Raw genomic sequence first — 16,093 nt, forward strand, 5'->3', positions numbered from 1 at the left:
CCAGCGGTGCCGCAAGTCGCGCAGTGATAAAAGTCCCGCCGTTCAGCCGGGTGATCGTCGGGCGCAACGGAGAGGCGGCCGTTCGCGCGATGGCGGCCGGGCTGTCCGATCGGGGAAATGGAGCCGCGTCGGGCGGCATGGGGGCAAGCAGCATCGGGCGATACTCCTCCTGTCCGGAAACACGCGGCCTACGCCGCCTCCGGAGGTGATGGATTGTCGATCTTCGGATGACGATGCGATCGCTCGACACCGCCGCGTTCCCGTCATCGGAACCATGCTTCGATGGCCCATGCCCGATCGTATCGCAATGGACAGGGCATTGACGTTCCGAGTCAGGAATGAACGATCCGATACCGGAACATCAGTTCCGGTTTGGTGACGGATAAGGGAGGGGCGGAAGGTAGGTCACTTGGACCAATGCAGGTCAGACACGCTGGAGAAATGTCGTGGCACGCCAAACTTCACGAACCTACAAGCTGCAACTGTCAGGAGCAGGGCTGGCTTGCTTCATCCAATGCCATGCACGCGTGGCGACACTTGCCGGGGCACTCATCCCGTACGGAATGACGCTGTTCACCGCTCTGACTATCCTGTCTCGCCTTGATCCGGCCGATCAGATGGCTGCCTATCAGGATTTGGAGTGCCGCCGACTATGGGGCCAGGACGTTCATTTCGTGGGTGCCGCATCGACATTGCGCGACCTAGTCGAAGATATCATCGGCAGTTTGGAGAGCGGTGATATTCGGACTTTAAAGGCCAAAGTTTCCGTTATTTACGTTGCGGCATTGCGGGCCTGCCATGAGGCGGAAAGCGACACGCTGCAGGCTGCCTATCTAACGATGATGGATACCGCGCGGCCGAAGAAGTGAAATTACCTATCGGCTGTCGCAGCCAGACCTTTACCGCAGCAATTGATCTAATTTCAAAATGAAGGCGAATTGGCTTGCGGTGTGTTGTATAAAACAACGAGACTCCGACAAATTCTTGCAGACAGAATCTGCTCATGTGTCAGGAAGGTCCTGGACATGCCAATGCGTGCGCACCGCCGCATCGGCTTTGCCGATCGGCTTGCTGAAATGAAGCTGCTATCGGGATGGTGCATCGAGCGTAGACGCCAGCAATTGCACGTTGCACAGGAGCGTCTCGCTGACGACACGCGGATCACCAGCCGTTGGATTCGCGAAATCGAAAGCGGTAACCCGAGGACGACGCTCGACGACCATCTAAAATGTGCCGCCGCACTGGATCTTCCGGTCGGCTGCGTCGCCATTCCTCTCCTCTTCCTCGAGCGCAGCCTACGATTTCCTCGCGAACTGATTCTCACCGAAACCGAGACATTGGAGGACAGGTGCATCAACGCCGTTTCCGATCAGATACTCGGTCAACTTCGCCGAACGCTGGGCCGAGATCTGGCAGCTCACGAGGCGAGCGATTGACAGCAGCATGCCGACAGTGGGCGTGCCTCTCGCAGACAAGGCCAAGCAGATGTTTCATAATGGAGGCGTTTCGATCTCGACTCCTTTGTCGGCGAGGATCAAATTGGCCAGCGCTGTAAGTAGGCAGCAAGAGGAGGCTATCATGAAGAACGATGAGAATCTCAATAACGAGCTTGTGACCGAACTCGGCGCCGCCACGACCGAAACCCAGGGGGCAGGGACTCTGATCCCCGAAGACGTCGGCGGCCGGAACGCGATGGGCATCTCGGAGGATTGATTTCCGTCGCTAGGTGCACCTGGCGGGCTTTGCCAGCCAGGTGCACAGTTACAGGCAAGAAGGCCATGACGTGCTTGAGGAGAACGTCACATATTGCTTGATGCCAAACTGCGCCATCTTCCTTGATGTGCGTCGTGATGCATATTTTGCTATAGATACAAAAGAAAGACCTTCATGGAACTTGGTGTTCCTAGGAAATGAGCCGCTATCTAGTGCGCCGGACCTGATGCGAATGCTGCAAGAGCGGGGATTGTTGCGCGCCGGTCAGACCGATGATCGGATTTTGTGCGACATAAGACCGGTTGCGGCGAACGACAGTCTTCTTGAACGCGGATATTCTCGTCGTCCCGTCAATCCGCTGGGGCTTATCGGTGCAATCATAGCCTTCGCATGGGCTAGGCGCCGAATTCGGGCAGGACGTTTGGAGCAGGCGCTTCGCGAGTTGCGCGATATCTCTCGACTCTCTCGTAAGTCGCAGGCGCAATGTATCGACGCGTCCCGCAGCTTTCACGCTTGTCGGCGATTGGTTCCAGTTCAGCCAAGGTGCCTTGTGGACTCCCTTGCGCTACGCATGTTTCTGGCACGTCGCCGACTCGACGCTGACTTGATCTTCGGCGTCCAGAATGAGCCGTTTCTAGCGCACTGCTGGGTTCAGTCGGGCAGTCTCATCCTCAATGACGCCCTACACCATACGCGGTCGTTTGTGCCGATCAGGTGTAATTGATGCAGCGTTACCTTATCGCGATCCCGCGGCCGGGAGCGGCGCCAGCGGACCTTCAGATGGCTAGTGAAGGGCTGATCGCGGACAGGGTCGCCTCCACATTCTTCGGTGCGATCCAAATTGTCCGAACGCCGGAAACACACTTTCGCGATGTCGGAAGTGGAAGATTTGTTGTCGGACGTCTTGACGGCGAAGCCAAGGCGAGAACTCATGGCGATGACCGCGACCTCGCACATTGGTGGGGAGAGATCGTCACCATTTCAATCCGCAGCGACGGTGTATCGGTCTACCGCGATCCCTCCGGCCGGCTCGGATGCTTCAGGGTTGAACAGGCCAATCAGATAATCCTGTGCTCCGACTGGAAGTTCGCGCGTGCGCTCGTCGGTCTTACCCCAGACATTTCATGGGAAAGTGTGATCAAGGCTTTGGCCCTTCCGCAATTTCTCAGCCGCCAAACCGGTCTACGCGGAGTTTGCGAGATATTGCCGGGCGAGCTGGTGGAACTAACACCCGAGTCCTGTACGACAACTCTGCTTTGGTCGCCCGCAGACCTTACGCCCGAACGCCAACGCAGGCGATCCACAACGCCGGGGGCGGCTGCATCGGCGTTGCGTCGTACTATAGTTCAGACTATCGGAGCTCAGGCGAAAAATTATCAGCGTCCGATACTGGAACTGTCCGGCGGTGTGGATTCCTCGGTTCTGGCTGCATCGCTGGCAGCGGTACGCAGCGACTTTGTCTGCGTGAATTTCGTGACCGCCTCCGCAGACGGCGACGAGCGCGAGCCGGCCCGACGGGTTGCGCGACAGTTTGGTGTCGAATTGATCGAGCGCGTTCGTGATCCCGCCCGAATCGAACTCGAACGGTCGGCGGCAGCCGACCAAGCACGTCCAAGCGCCCGAGCCTTCGCACAGGAGTCCGACCGAATATCTCTGGAGGTGGCCCAGCTAGTAGGGGGTGATTGCCTGATCAGTGGCGGGGGGGGCGATAACGTCTTCTTTTCCTCGCCGGCTGCAACGCCCTTACAAGATCGATTGAGGGCCGGGTTGTTTGGTCGTCAAACCTTCCGGACGATGTTGGATGTCGCCGATGTGGCAGATCGAACGGCATGGTGGGCTGTTAAGCGTGCCCTTGCGGGTAGGCGCCGGACCTTTCGCCCATCGCTCGACTTTCTAAGTTCCAAAGCGATAGGGATGGTACGGGAGCAAGAGCACCCTTGGCTAGACGCGGCCGAAGCCACTTCGCCAGATCTCCAAGTGCATGTTGAAAGCATTGTTCAGATTTTCGGTCCTATCACCGGACTCAGCCGGGCTCAGCACCTCCCTCTCTTATTCCCTCTCATGGCTCGACCCGTGCTCGAGGAATGTCTCAGCATGCCCGGCTGGCTGTGGGTAGTCGACGGCTATGATCGGTCGCTGGCGCGCCAGGCATTCGCTGACGTACTGCCGGCTGACGTGATCTTTCGGCGGTCCAAAGGGGGGCTCGATCACTTTAGTTATGAGCTCTATCGGCTCAATCGGGAGACTATTCGTCATATGCTTTTGGATGGATTGCTCGCATCCAACCAACTGATCGATGAAGTGGCGATCAATTCGGAATTAGCGCGAACATCGCGTATTAAGGATTATCGTTTCTATAGGCTCCTCGAGCTAGTCGACATTGAGGCGTGGGCGCGCGCGGTTTTCGCATAGGCTCATTTTCTCCATGTCTCGGCTGCGGCTGCGTCCGGCGCTGTTTGGGTGGGTTGCGCACGCACAATCGTTTCTCGTGAAGAGTCCGGTATCGAGGCGAGGTGCATTTTTTTTACGGATTCGGGTGAAGCCATTTCGAGAACCACGCAATGTTTCGGTCGTACAATGCTAGCCTATGAGCAGGCTGATCTTTAATATGGTGTTCCGAAGGAAAGAGCCTGACCTCTATGGGACGGTCACGCCGTTGAAACTCGGAAATTGTTTGCAGGGCTAGTCGAAATTCCCAGTCTGCCAGTTGCAATAGTATCGGGGTCTTGATCCGGTCTGCGTTGAGCGCAAGCGACGCGTCCAGCCATTGCTGGCGATTTGAATCGCTGTAAGGCCGCAAGCCCCATCGCTCCTGGGCGGCCCATTGCGCCGGCCCGGCAAGCGCGGTGAAAGCGACCGGATCCTTGCAACAGGTACTGATCGAGGCTGCGGCAAACAATTTCGAGTGTATGAGGGCAAACTGGGTCGTCTCGGCGCCGTCGCTCAGCCCGGAAAGGCCAACTCTTGCCCTGTCAACGATTCCGCGATCGATTAACAGGTTCACGCCAGCTTCGAGCGAGGCCAGGACATCGCGCCTGTCCTTCCAGTTGCCCATCTCCTCTCGCATATACTCATCCACGTTGTGATTGCGGATCAGTGCAGAACGGTCATGGGGGCGCTGAAAGTTGAGGACTGCGAATCCGGCTTGAGCCAGCGGGAAGATTGGGACCTCATCGCCGACGCCGCCTCGCTGGAATCCGCGGGCAGAATATTGGACGACAACGAGCGGTAGGCGATCTCCTGGCCGATGATGTGGCGGCAGTACTAAATAGCCGAATGTCGATCCTCCACGAGGGTCGCTCCAAGTCAAGCGTTCTACCCGGCCGTGGACTGCATTTGCGAATTCCGGGTTGGGATCAAACACAGTGACGATCCTCCCCGTCTGAGTATCCACCCTCACGATCTGTCGCGGACGGGTTGGGGTTTCGCGAAGGCAGAGCAGATTCTGAGCGAGCATCTGACATCCGATGAACAGCGTATCGTCCTTTCGGATCACATGCGGCTCGCCTGACCCAGGCTTCCAAAGATAGAAGGTCGACTCGCCATCGCCGACCCCTTCGCTCCGCAAGAAAACCAAGCTACCGTCGGACCGCCACCACATGCCCTCCAGATCGCCTGAACATGCAAGGCTAGCGCACCTGGTCTCACGATCGCCAAGCCGGATACGTATTCGAAGTTGGGGTTGCAGTGCATACGGCTGCACAGCTTCCGACCAAGCGAGGCGATTTCCCTGCACTGCCCATAGGGCGGCCTTGGCAGGCACGCCGACGGGCGGGCCAACGGCCAGATCGCGTTCCGTCCCATCGATAGGCCTTGCGCGCGATTCCGATATCGACGATGCCATCCATACAAACGGTATGTCGGCTCGGGGGAACGGTTTCGCTGATCCAGCCGCGAAAATACGGCTGTCATAGCGGTAGCCTCCACGCCCTTCCTCCTCGACCATCTGACCTGCGGCAACCAACCCCGGGCGGACGCGATAGATGACTGAACGACCATCGGCAGACCAAAACGGCTGGCCGACGTCATTTGCCGACCGCGTGAGGGCGCGCGCTGCGCGTCCATCCGCAAATGCCAACCAAATCTGTGTGGTTCCGTCCCGCCGCTTAAGGAAGGCGATCGAACGGCCATCAGGCGCCCATTTCGGTTCCACTGAAACTTGCCGGCCCATCGGATAGTCCGCCATGCCCAAATAGTCAGCTTCAGCGGGGATGACGTCGCCTCCGGCGTCGATGATGACTGGCCTTGCTCCGCGCCGCAACGGCAGCAGGATCAGGCCAGTGCAGTACCGGTTCGTCACTGGATCGGCACGGCGTAACGCGAATGCGACCATCGAACCATCCGGCGAAATCGCCAACGGGCCTGGGCCGGCTGCCTGGTCGCCAACCGACCCAATGTCCCTTACCCGTGCAAGCATCATTGGGTTGATCGATCGCTTGATCGCTGGCCCGGATGGAAGCAGGTCCGCGCATCCTGTATCCACACGTGGCGACGCCGGGGCCGCCATTGCAACTGACACAGGGGTTCCGGCACTCGTGCAAAGGAAGGCTCCTGCGACAGCACAGAGAAGATGTTCGCGCACTGCAGTCACCACCGCTTGGCGATGGTAAAGTTGATGAAGCGACCTATCGGCGAATAGTTCGTCGAATCATAATTGACGACCGACTGGGAGATGTTTCGTAGATAGGGTGGCCGTTCGTTGGAAATGTTTTGCGCGGATAGTGATAGCGTGAGACCATCGAGGATGCTGCCGCGGTCAGACATATCGTAGATAACTGTCAGATCAACCGTCGCCATCGACGCGCCGTCTACCGGATCGGTCGATCGTGTATCGCGGACGCCCGCTAGATAATTGAGGAAGGGGGATACGGCGAGCCCGGCGTTCTTGAGGGTAAAGCCTGCACGTGCGCGGAAGCTCGGCGGATTGAAGACTGTTCCGGCCAGATCGGCGACCGGCGAGCCGCGGGTGTTTCGCTGCTGGCTCTCAATCCGGCTCGCCTGACCGATCAGCGTCACGGAACTGCTGCCGACTTGCGTCCGGTAGCTAACATTCAGGTCGATCCCAGTGATCGCTTGTGCAGCGATGTTGGCCAGATAATCGTTGACCGCGCCGACGACCGTTGTTGGATCATACGGGCGACCAGTATAGTTGATGAATCGGGTTGAACCAGCGCGGTCGATAATCGTCTGTAACTGCGACGCCGGGGGATTAGGGATCACGAATTCGGCATATGCCGGATTGCTGAAAGCTGAAAATAGGTTTCCGATGGGCTGCAGAACTCGATCCCGATAGTGGATACTATAGTAGCTGATATCTGCATGAAGCCCCGGAACATGCGTCGGCGCTATCGACAGAGTGGTCGACCAGTTCGTCGCGCTCTCGGGCGTAAGTGACGGATTTCCGCCGAAAGCTATCAGTACCGATGGGTTGCTCGACGACGCTGTTAGGCCGAAGTTCGCTGCACGGAACAACAGGGCATAAGCGGGCTGGTTTTGTTGAAGAAGCGTCGGTGCCTTAAACGAACGACTCCATGACCCTTTCAGCTCTATGCCGCCGACAGGTGAGTAGATTATCCCGATCTTTGGCGTGGTGATTCCACCGAAGGTGGAATAGTTTTCATGGCGGAATGCTCCGCTGAAGCTCAATCGATTGACAAGCGGAACCTGCTGACCGGGCGCGACGACTGGCATGAGGAACTCGCCGAACACGAAGTTGCTGTGCTGCTGTCCGCCCGTGAAAGACGTTGAAATCAACGAGCGCACTTCGAAGGTGTTACGGCGATAGCCGCCGCCCGCCGCTACACGTATGGCGCCAGCCGGTAAGTCGAACAGCGTGCCATCAATATCCATCTCCACGGCCGTGATCGAATTGCAATAGCAGTCTCGACTTCGGCTCTGTAAAACGCCTTGTTGTGTATATGAGGGTTGGTCAAAGATAACATCATCTTGGCTATAAGTTCCTCCCAAAGTCATGGCCCACTGGTGTGGCAGACGCAGCCGAATCGTTGGTGAAATACTCCAAAGTTCGCCAAACCGCTTGCTGTAGTTAACCGTTGTGAGCGTTGATACCGCGTCGACTCTTCGGCGATTGTAGAGTCCGTCAATGGAAAAGCTGATAGAACTCCCTAAGGATTGATGAGCGCTCGCCAAGAAGCTGTGTTGTTGGAGAGATGGAAGGATCGTCTGTGGTGCAGTGACATAGGCGGTGTAGGAGCGCTGATCGGCATAGATTGCGCGGTCACGCTCAAAGTCGTACGTGGCGATGAAGCCGCCGGAACTCCATTTCGTTCCGGTCACCAGATTATATTGCTGCTGCAAGCCGCCGCCATCGGTGGCCACGCCGCGGCGGGCGCTGATCGATAGACCATCATAGTCTGGCTTCAGGATGATGTTGGCGACGCCAGCGACTGCATCGGAACCATAAATTGCCGACGCCCCGTCCGACACGACCTCGATCCGGTCAACTGCGCTTACCGGTATCGAAGAAACGTCGACGGCCTGGCTGCTTCCTCCATAGGAAAGACGCCGGCCGTTTAGCAGTGTGAGCGTTGCGTCCGGTCCCAGACCTCGCAGGTTGATCGCGGACCCACCTGTAACGTTTGCATTGGCGAGGTTCGTGCTGTTCGCGCCGAATGCGACGCCTGGATTCTGGCCGCCGCCGAAATTTTGGGGTAGGCTGCGTATAACCTCGCCAAGATTGTTTTGGCCGGCCTGCCGCATCTGCTCCTGAGAAATACTGAGTACCGGTGCGGCCACCGCCGCACGAGCGATTCGAGAGCCGGTTACCACGATATCGGCTCCATCCTGATCACGCGAGCTCACCCCGTCGCTAATCTTCCTGCGGCGGATCACAACCACGTCGGAACGGAATTGCGGCTCCAGATCCGAGCCAACCAGGAGAGCTTCGATCGCTTCGTCCGCTGTTGCCACCCGCGTCAGTGCGCGCGCACGATGTCCGCGGACCAACTCCAATGGGTAAATAACCTCTCTTCCGGAGACACGGCTGATCGCCAGCAGTGCGTCTGCAAGATCCTGGGCTGGGAGATTGAAGTTGTAGACGGATCGGCTTTGGGCATGCGCCCCGCTGGAGCCGGCGACGAGAGCAATGGCGCTTGTCAGGCAGGCCATGGTTCGGATCGGCAAAAATGTCATGCAACGCCCCCATTGATGCCGGTGTGGCACCTTCGGGAGCGTTGATGCGGGTCAGCCGAGGTTCACGGGGTAGGAAACCAAAAAATTATCGACGGTGGGATACCGCGCGAAGAACAATCCGCCCGGCCGTGGACCGATCGATAGCGAGATCGAACATGCTGCCGAGCCATTCGGCCGTAGCCGCTGGCTCGCGGGGGCGAAAGCTGCCGCCCAGCAACGTAGTGCGTAACGCGGGATCTTCCACGACAAGTTGCGGGTCGCGGGGATGGGCCGCATTAACCGCGTCCACCAACTCGCCAACCGTTTTCGGGACCGCTGAATCTGCCGCCGGTCCCGAGGGTGCGATGATGGGGGCGGGCGATGCACCTCCACAACCCTGCGCCGGGAAGACAATGGTCTCGCCCGGATCGAGGCGGCGCACCGCCGAGCGATCATCATGCCGTCCGGTAACGTCGGCGTCGGCTGCCGCCGGGACGACATCAATCGATCCCCGGATTAGCTTCACTTCGACCCGGCGATCTCTCAGCCAGACGTCGAAAATGGTGCCGCGGGCGGTCACGCTGCCGCCGCCGGCGAGCACGATAAAGGGGCGAGGTTCATGGGCGACCTCAAACCGTGCGCCTCCTTGCTCGAGCGCCAATGTTCGACGAACCCGGTCGAAGTGCAGTTCGAGCCGGCTGTCGGATGCGAGAAATACGACGGACCCGTCCTCCAAGACAAATCGTTGCGATTGGGTGCCTGTAGTGAGGGTGCGCTTTACCGTCTGATCGGCAGCATGGAATGCGGGCGAATTCTGTCGCCCGCTCGGCGCTGGCCGCGGGCCTAGCATCATCGCAGCGACACCGACAATGCCGATCGTTCCGGCCGCAATGAGACTGTGCACTGCCAGTCGACGTCGGGAGGTTTTGTATGGGCGTGGCATATCGCTAATCTCAGGCATTTCTGAGCAAACCCGTGCGGCGGGCCGCGCGGATGATCCGGCGATCAAATAGATTTCCTCCATCTGATTATAAGCTTCGAGGTTACGGGGGTCGGCACGGCGCCACCGATCGAATTCGTCGCGGCTCGCGTCTGCATCGGGGCCGTGCATGCGCGCGCACCATGCCGATGCCTCGCGCTCACGGCGATCCTTGGCTTCGGCGCTGAAATCCTCGGTCATTGCGCGTCCATCATCCGCCGAATGCGAAGCAGGGCTTCGCTGACATGCCATTCCACCGTTCGGGCGCTGATACCCAGCCGATCGGCGATTTCCTTATAGCTGAGGTCCTGCTCACGATGAAGGCGAAACACTTCGGCGGTCCTCGGTGGTAGCTTGCTGAGGGCCTGCCGATACGCCGCGATCATCTGGTTTGTCTCCATGTCGCGGTGCTGGGTAGGCTCCACAGCGATTTCGATCTCGGCGTCCTGATCGTATTGCGGCGGAGCGCCCTTGGATGCTTGCCGCCTGCTGCGTTCGAAAAGCAGGTTTCTGGCGATGCTGTGAAGGTAGCCGGCTGGATTTCCGACCGCACCGGATCGAAGTCTTCCGACCAGCCGAAGAAATGATTCCTGAACCAGATCAACCGGTTCATCGGCCCCGCGTACCCGGCTGCGGAAATACCGCGTGAGCCGGGGGCCTTCGGTCCGAAAGACCTCATCGACAATCGGATCATGGCTGCCCGTGCTCGGCCTGGCAGTAACCGGCGGTTGGCGACGTCGACATGTCATCGTTGCAGCTTTATGCCCAGCGGGCGTGATACTGCATTTTCTGCATGGCTTTGAGTGCTGCGAGTCGGCGCGTTGTAGCTACGGATCAGGCGCAATGCCCGTTTTGCGTCGACGCGCGCACTCTCGATATGGCTCGCGACGTCGCAGCCGCTGGCGCCGATCTGATCGACCGCTTGAAGCGCTGCATCGAGAAGGAGAAGCGTCTTGGTCCACAGGCAATGGGTGGAAGGATCAAGCTGGACCAGAATATGATTTTGATGAGTGCATAAGTCCGGTCCGGCGTCCGAACGGGCATCACCGTCGGGTACGGGATATGTCGTCATCAGTGCGACACCTCGAATGTCCCACACGGAACTGGGAGGACGCGCCGGGGACGAAGGCGCCGATACTCCCGCGTCTGACACGCGGGAGCCGGGGCTGGTAACATGCGAAAGCACATGCGCCTGCGCTTTTAGCCGCAAGCGACCTGGACATATGCGCAGGCACCCCGGCGGAAAGCTCCACCGAGACCTGTGCTTTCGCGGGGTTACCAGCCCCGGCGCCGCGCGGATCACGACGCAGGGTCCGGATAGCATGACAGCTGGCGACAGCCAAGTTTGACACCGCCAAGCCGCCAAAGCGGTGCAATCAACCTTGACTTACCCAACGGAATGGCGACATCTGTCGTGCATGGAGCGACAGGTGGCATATGATGCATGATGGCGAAGCGACGATCGCGCGCGTGGCGGACCTGCTTGGCGGACTGACGACCTTCAAACGTCCGCTCACTTCGGCGCTCGACGCGCATGAGGTGATTCTGTCAGGCTTTCCCGGCAACGCGCTGGTGCACCTCGCAACTAACGTTGCGATGATCCGGCGGCCGGAATCATTCGAGAAGGCGACGGGTATTAGCCTTCGGACGTTTCAACGCCGCAAGAAGGAAGCCGTGCCGAAGCGGCTGAGCCAGGAACAGAGCGGGCGCGCGTGGAAATTTGCCGAAATCGTCGGCAAGGCGACGGAGGTGCTGGGCTCCCAGGAGGAGGCTGAACGCTTCCTCGAACGGCCCGCGATCGCGCTCGACCAGCGGCGGCCGATCGACCTGTTGTCGACGCCGGCGGGTGTCGAGTTGGTCGAGGATCATCTCGAGCGGATGCGGTACGGCGTCTACGCATGACGCCGTTACCGCCGCCGCTCGGTGATGGAGCGGTCCATGGCTGGCGCTTAGATCTCGCGGGCTTCGCTCGTACGTGGGACAGCGGCGAGGGGGCGTTCCGCGTTGGTGGTCGCTGGAACAGCAAGGGCGTGCGCGCTGTCTACTGCGCACTCGACCCGTCGACGGCCATCCTCGAGGTGGCCGTTCACAAGACGTTCCGCGTCCTCGACACGGTGCCCCATGTCCTTACCGCCCTCGAAGTGACTGACCCAACGGCAGTCCATGTGGTGCAGCCAGGCGATGTGCCAAATCCTCATTGGTTACGTCCCGGCGTTCCCGGGGCCGGGCAACAGGGCTTCGGTGATGACCTCCTATCCCGCCACGCCTTTGTCGTCCTCCCTAGCGCCGTATCCAGCCATAGCTGGAACCTGCTATTCGACCCCATCCGCGGTCGTGATGCTTATCGTCTTGTGGCCCAGGAGCCCTTTGCGCTCGACACACGTCTTCATCCTCCTGCCGCCTGAATGCAGGTGAGAGGGGGGCGGCGCGGCCATTCGAAAGGTGCACACGATCGACACTGCTTCGTTCGAGAGGATCATCGGCCCGTCGACGCAGCGATACTTATCTGGCGCAACTCGCCCGTCCCCGGTGAGCGATGTCATGGCCCGATAAGCCGTACCGCAAACTCCAGAAGTTTGCTGTCAGGTAAGGCTAGTCTCCAGTGGTTGCAGTGGAGGAGGGGGAATGGGCGAGCGACGACACACGGTCGTGGCAGCGGAGACCCAAAATGGCACCGGTATGGGACATTGTAGCTGAGGCAATCGCATTCATCAAAAACCGATGCCGCTTCGTGAAGCGCTGCAGCAAGGGACGAAGGCAGAGAGGTCCTTCGGTGAGTCAAACGCCGCTGCTCACCGAGCCTGATCGACCCCATCCCGCCATTGGGATCGCGCGGGAACGGTGGAAGATGACCAACTTCCTGCGCATTGACCCAGATGAACGGTGTATTGAACTGGCGCCGGATGGGACCTGGGTCCGCAGTTGGGTCAAGGTCAGTGCGATCGACGCTCATCGGCTCCGCCGTTATGAAGACGCGTTGGCGAGCCTGCCGCTTTTTACACGCGAGTTGTACCTTGCCCATCGCAACGATGAGCTGGACTACCACGCTCTTGCCCATCGCTTTGCAATCACTGCCCCTGAGGTCGAGAGCCATGTCGCCGACGCCTTATTGGTTATAGCCCGCTTTATGCGCGATGCATGAACGGTACGCGTGGTCGCATTGCCTATAGGCGCCTTTGAGTTGGGACGAATTGGTCGACCGCCATTTTGCTGAAACAATTTGGACAACGGAATGTCGACAGACCCATGTCCGAACCCTTCCCCCGCGTTGCCCTTGGCGCTGCGCCAGCGCAGTTGGCAGTGGCAATGCTAGTTTGTGCCCCCAGGCAGCCTCATTGGTGACCCGCGAGTGCCGGCAAGCTTCCTGATTAGATTATCGAGCACTGTCACGCCGCGGCTGGTCAACTCCACCTCGACGCGCCGCCGATCGTTCGTGTCGTCATGCCGCAGGATAAGTCCCGCGGCGACAAGCTGTGTGATCTTCCGATAGGCGGTGGAGTAGGGCGCATTCGCTGCGGCGCACAGCGACCAGACGAAGACCTGACGGCGTTCCATCCGGGCCAGGTACAGCTCAATAAGGATGTCAAAATTGGCGTTCTCGACCAACTCGAACCCAAGCGCTTCGCCCATAAGCCGCCGTTCGTGGATTAACGCTTTGCAAAGATTGGCGCGCCAGCTTTCGCTATCCGCCATGGCATCAGACCCAGCCATCGCTGGCCGAGGCCTGCGCGAGAAGCTTATCAATCGTCGTACCGGGCTGTATCGCGCCATCGCGGTAGAGAGCGATCAAATGTTCCTGCTCAGGCCGCAGTATGTCGACGGCGCCGGTCACAGCGGTGCTGTCCGCTTCGAATAGCTGCGACGGGCACCGTCCTTCGAAGGTGCCCAAGTTCGGTCGATGCGCCCGATAACCGGCCAATTCCGCAATCTTGGGCGAAAAGTGCCGCGCGATCTCGGGTGGGTAAGCTAGCCACCCCAGTTCGTATGGCTTCAGCCAGCCCAAGCTGTAGCTGATGACCATGCCGCGCCGTGGCGATGTCGTTCGATTGGCACCTCCCGCGTGCAGGGTTGAGCCAAGAAACATCAAGACCGAGCCCGGCATCATCTCCGCCACGATGGCATCCGCATCTGCCATTACAATCTGAGCCTGCTGTCGATGACTGCCGGGCCAGAGGATCGTGCCACCGTTCTCCGTCGTATACGGCGTAAACGGCCACATCACGTTGACGAGATATTCGACGCCCGGCGATCGGATCGGCCACATGTCCTGGTCGCGATGCGGCGGTTGCGCCTCGCCGCCGGGCAGAATCTCGATCGCCTGTGTGAGGTTGAGCTGGATGCGGTCGCAGAACGGACCCAGGATCGCTTGCGCAATCCCCAGCACCAGGGGATGAGCGACAAACCCAGCGGCGAACGAAGATCGGCGCAGAAGGCTGTGGAACCGCTTTGTAGTATCACCATAGAAGGGTCCGACCGACAACGCGGTGTCGTCGAATTGCGGGCCGAGATCGGCGGCGAGGGCCTCGATCTCTGCCGGTGCTACCGCGTCCGGGATGATGCAATAGCCGTCCTCCATCAGGCGCGCGCGCCAGTGGTCGACGTCGGCACCCATTGCGTCGGCCATCGTGGTGTCGGTGTGCATCATGCCCTCCCTGCCGGGACGGTGTCGAGATCAACTATGCGGCACGGTACGAAGGTTCCGGCGTTCCGCAACTGGTCGGGTGTGGAGGGATTGATGTCGATCTGAAGGGCGCCGGTCATCGAGCGCCCGATTTTCCTCCGGGGTCCCAGTGGCCAACAATCCCAGCCGAGCATCAGGATCTGCCCGTACCATGTGAAGTCCGCGATGCAGGTGTAGGCCGTGAAGCCGCGCCAGATCGCATATTCGACCACCGCCGTCGTGAGCAGATTGCGCACCCAAAGGCGCTCGGTGGCGGCCAGGTTGGGGCTGAGGCAACCCCGGCTGAGTTCCCAGATCGAGGCGTCGCGAGGAACGTCGCCGAGACACAACTCCGGGAAGATCGTGCCGAGGATGTGTGGCCGATCGCTCGGCAGCAATCGGATCGAGCCCAAATGGTTGTCGCCACCGTCGGTGGCAATACAGTATATTGCGCGCTCTCCATCGAACTGGTCGATCTCGAACTCGCCGCGGACGACGGGCACATCCCACTTCAAAAGATCGACAAAAATGCGTTTGCGATCGCGTAGCATCGCGTCGACCAGCGGCTCGCGGCCCGCGCCGTCGAAACCGTCCAATATGCGGATCATCCAGTCCTCCCGTCATCGAACGAGGAGACTGTCCCCAATTATTTTTGTCCTCGCATACCGCTTTAAAGCGGGTTGCATCACCGCCAGAATGCGTCAGCGAAGGAGAATTGATTATCGAACACCGCTCGCAGAACCAATGATGGCCGCGATAGGTGTCCGTACGCCAAGCGGACATTTTCGATGTACCCGTGGGCGGTTTTCTTGGAAATTCCCATCACGTCGGCAATTCCCTCGTCCGTCTTCCCACGGCCGACAAGGATCAGCGCTTCTCGTTCACGCGGCTTCAGGACCGGGACCGGGGCTGTCAGGCCTCCTTCTCGTACATGCATGATCCGCCGTGCACATTCGAACGCAGCGGCCGCAACCACGTCACTCAGTTCCAGGGCATAAGGTCGAAGTTTCTCAAACGATCGACCTGCGAAAGAACAGGTGCCGCCATACTCGCCAGGAAGGAAAATAGGTACCGAGTACCCTGCTACGAGGCCATATTGTCGTGCTTGCGCAAGGATGCATTGCTGGCGCGGCGTGATCTGGGTCAGTGGCAACGCATCCCAGCGAAACCCAGTGACAGTGCGCATACTTGCCGCGTGGATTGGATCATCGGCGAAATAGCGCTGCTCGATTACTTGGTCGATCCAACGTGGGTCATAGTTTGTCACGCGGATCGCTTGACGCGGTGGCCGCGCGAGATCGACATGATGACCCATCGCGAACCAGTCGAACCCTAGCCATTGGGTAAACTCTAAAAGGACCTCGCCTAATTTCTGTTCTGACGTTATCTCCTTCATAATGTTGATAAAGTGGTGGAGCTCTAGAGACGTGAACATCTGAGGAATCCTGCTCAAGGGTTTGATGTTTCCTGCAAAAGTATGATTCTGTCAGTAGAAAATAAGTTTATATATCGCTGTCCCCCTCGCCGCGATCTACGTCGTAGCCCTTCCGGTCGCAGTTTTCGCGCGAAGGGCAAGCGAAGAGAGCGCCGCCTTCCTTAAAGACCTCCGA

17 protein-coding genes are annotated in these 16,093 nt (G+C 59.3%); 8 read left to right on the top strand and 9 right to left on the bottom strand.

Translation table 11 applies throughout. The features are described 5' to 3' along the window. Positions 1 to 446: 446 nt before the first annotated feature. The 5 genes from ABIC44_RS03290 to ABIC44_RS03310 all read left to right on the top strand — a co-directional run bounded on the left by ABIC44_RS03290 (position 447) and on the right by ABIC44_RS03310 (position 4,125). The gene (locus tag ABIC44_RS03290; protein WP_354293599.1) at positions 447 to 869 is read left to right on the top strand and encodes a hypothetical protein; all 423 of its coding nucleotides are present in this window, start codon (positions 447 to 449) and stop codon (positions 867 to 869) included. 156 nt (positions 870 to 1,025) lie between these two features. After that, complete coding sequence (locus ABIC44_RS03295) at positions 1,026 to 1,436, top strand: transcriptional regulator (protein WP_354293601.1); 411 nt, start codon at positions 1,026 to 1,028, stop codon at positions 1,434 to 1,436. Between the two features lie 142 nt (positions 1,437 to 1,578). Beyond that, entirely contained in the window at positions 1,579 to 1,713 is a 135-nt protein-coding gene (locus ABIC44_RS03300; RefSeq protein ID WP_354293602.1) for a benenodin family lasso peptide, read from the top strand. 232 nt (positions 1,714 to 1,945) lie between these two features. Then, on the top strand, positions 1,946 to 2,437 hold the full coding sequence (locus ABIC44_RS03305) for a lasso peptide biosynthesis B2 protein (RefSeq protein ID WP_354293702.1): 492 nt from the start codon (positions 1,946 to 1,948) through the stop codon (positions 2,435 to 2,437). After that, positions 2,437 to 4,125: an asparagine synthase-related protein gene (locus ABIC44_RS03310; RefSeq protein WP_354293604.1), complete on the top strand. Its 1,689-nt coding sequence runs from the start codon at positions 2,437 to 2,439 to the stop codon at positions 4,123 to 4,125. Before ABIC44_RS03305 ends, ABIC44_RS03310 begins: the two co-directional genes overlap by 1 nt. A 112-nt stretch (positions 4,126 to 4,237) precedes the next feature. Here ABIC44_RS03310 and ABIC44_RS03315 read toward each other — a convergent pair whose 3' ends face one another. The 5 genes from ABIC44_RS03315 to ABIC44_RS03335 all read right to left on the bottom strand — a co-directional run bounded on the left by ABIC44_RS03315 (position 4,238) and on the right by ABIC44_RS03335 (position 10,895). Continuing rightward, entirely contained in the window at positions 4,238 to 6,220 is a 1,983-nt protein-coding gene (locus tag ABIC44_RS03315; RefSeq protein WP_354293605.1) for an Atxe2 family lasso peptide isopeptidase, read from the bottom strand. An 80-nt stretch (positions 6,221 to 6,300) separates the two neighbouring features. Further along, positions 6,301 to 8,865 carry a TonB-dependent receptor domain-containing protein gene (locus ABIC44_RS03320; protein ID WP_354293607.1) on the bottom strand — a complete coding sequence of 855 codons (2,565 nt, stop codon included), beginning with the start codon at positions 8,863 to 8,865 and terminating at the stop codon, positions 6,301 to 6,303. An 85-nt stretch (positions 8,866 to 8,950) separates the two neighbouring features. After that, positions 8,951 to 10,024, bottom strand: coding sequence for a FecR family protein (locus tag ABIC44_RS03325; RefSeq protein ID WP_354293609.1), 1,074 nt, complete (start codon positions 10,022 to 10,024; stop codon positions 8,951 to 8,953). Then, the gene (locus tag ABIC44_RS03330) at positions 10,021 to 10,572 is read right to left on the bottom strand and encodes an RNA polymerase sigma factor (protein ID WP_354293611.1); all 552 of its coding nucleotides are present in this window, start codon (positions 10,570 to 10,572) and stop codon (positions 10,021 to 10,023) included. Before ABIC44_RS03330 ends, ABIC44_RS03325 begins: the two co-directional genes overlap by 4 nt. Beyond that, on the bottom strand, positions 10,569 to 10,895 hold the full coding sequence (locus tag ABIC44_RS03335) for a hypothetical protein (RefSeq protein ID WP_354293613.1): 327 nt from the start codon (positions 10,893 to 10,895) through the stop codon (positions 10,569 to 10,571). The genes ABIC44_RS03330 and ABIC44_RS03335 overlap by 4 nt, the downstream gene beginning before the upstream one ends. Before the next feature lie 365 nt (positions 10,896 to 11,260). Here ABIC44_RS03335 and parS point away from each other — a divergent pair, with 365 nt between their 5' ends. From parS to ABIC44_RS03350, 3 genes are all read left to right on the top strand, one after another. Then, positions 11,261 to 11,725, top strand: coding sequence for a type II RES/Xre toxin-antitoxin system antitoxin (parS, locus tag ABIC44_RS03340; protein ID WP_354293615.1), 465 nt, complete (start codon positions 11,261 to 11,263; stop codon positions 11,723 to 11,725). Beyond that, complete coding sequence (locus ABIC44_RS03345; protein WP_354293617.1) at positions 11,722 to 12,228, top strand: RES family NAD+ phosphorylase; 507 nt, start codon at positions 11,722 to 11,724, stop codon at positions 12,226 to 12,228. The genes parS and ABIC44_RS03345 overlap by 4 nt, the downstream gene beginning before the upstream one ends. A gap of 443 nt (positions 12,229 to 12,671) precedes the next feature. Further along, a complete protein-coding gene (locus ABIC44_RS03350; protein WP_354293619.1) occupies positions 12,672 to 12,965 on the top strand; it encodes a hypothetical protein in 294 nt (97 codons plus the stop codon). Between the two features lie 167 nt (positions 12,966 to 13,132). On the opposite strand, the gene ABIC44_RS03355 is transcribed toward ABIC44_RS03350, so the two are convergent. From ABIC44_RS03355 to ABIC44_RS03370, 4 genes are all read right to left on the bottom strand, one after another. Further along, positions 13,133 to 13,516 carry a winged helix DNA-binding protein gene (locus ABIC44_RS03355; protein ID WP_354293621.1) on the bottom strand — a complete coding sequence of 128 codons (384 nt, stop codon included), beginning with the start codon at positions 13,514 to 13,516 and terminating at the stop codon, positions 13,133 to 13,135. Positions 13,517 to 13,520: 4 nt separating this feature from the next. Next, the gene (locus tag ABIC44_RS03360) at positions 13,521 to 14,468 is read right to left on the bottom strand and encodes a phytanoyl-CoA dioxygenase family protein (RefSeq protein ID WP_354293622.1); all 948 of its coding nucleotides are present in this window, start codon (positions 14,466 to 14,468) and stop codon (positions 13,521 to 13,523) included. Continuing rightward, positions 14,465 to 15,091, bottom strand: a complete 627-nt coding sequence (locus tag ABIC44_RS03365; RefSeq protein ID WP_354293624.1) for an acyl-homoserine-lactone synthase — start codon at positions 15,089 to 15,091, stop codon at positions 14,465 to 14,467. Before ABIC44_RS03365 ends, ABIC44_RS03360 begins: the two co-directional genes overlap by 4 nt. Positions 15,092 to 15,168: 77 nt before the next feature. Continuing rightward, positions 15,169 to 15,918 carry a helix-turn-helix transcriptional regulator gene (locus ABIC44_RS03370; protein ID WP_354293626.1) on the bottom strand — a complete coding sequence of 250 codons (750 nt, stop codon included), beginning with the start codon at positions 15,916 to 15,918 and terminating at the stop codon, positions 15,169 to 15,171. Positions 15,919 to 16,093: the final 175 nt, after the last annotated feature.

The sequence above is a fragment of the Sphingomonas sp. 1185 genome (assembly GCF_040544655.1).
Lineage (GTDB): Bacteria > Pseudomonadota > Alphaproteobacteria > Sphingomonadales > Sphingomonadaceae > Sphingomonas.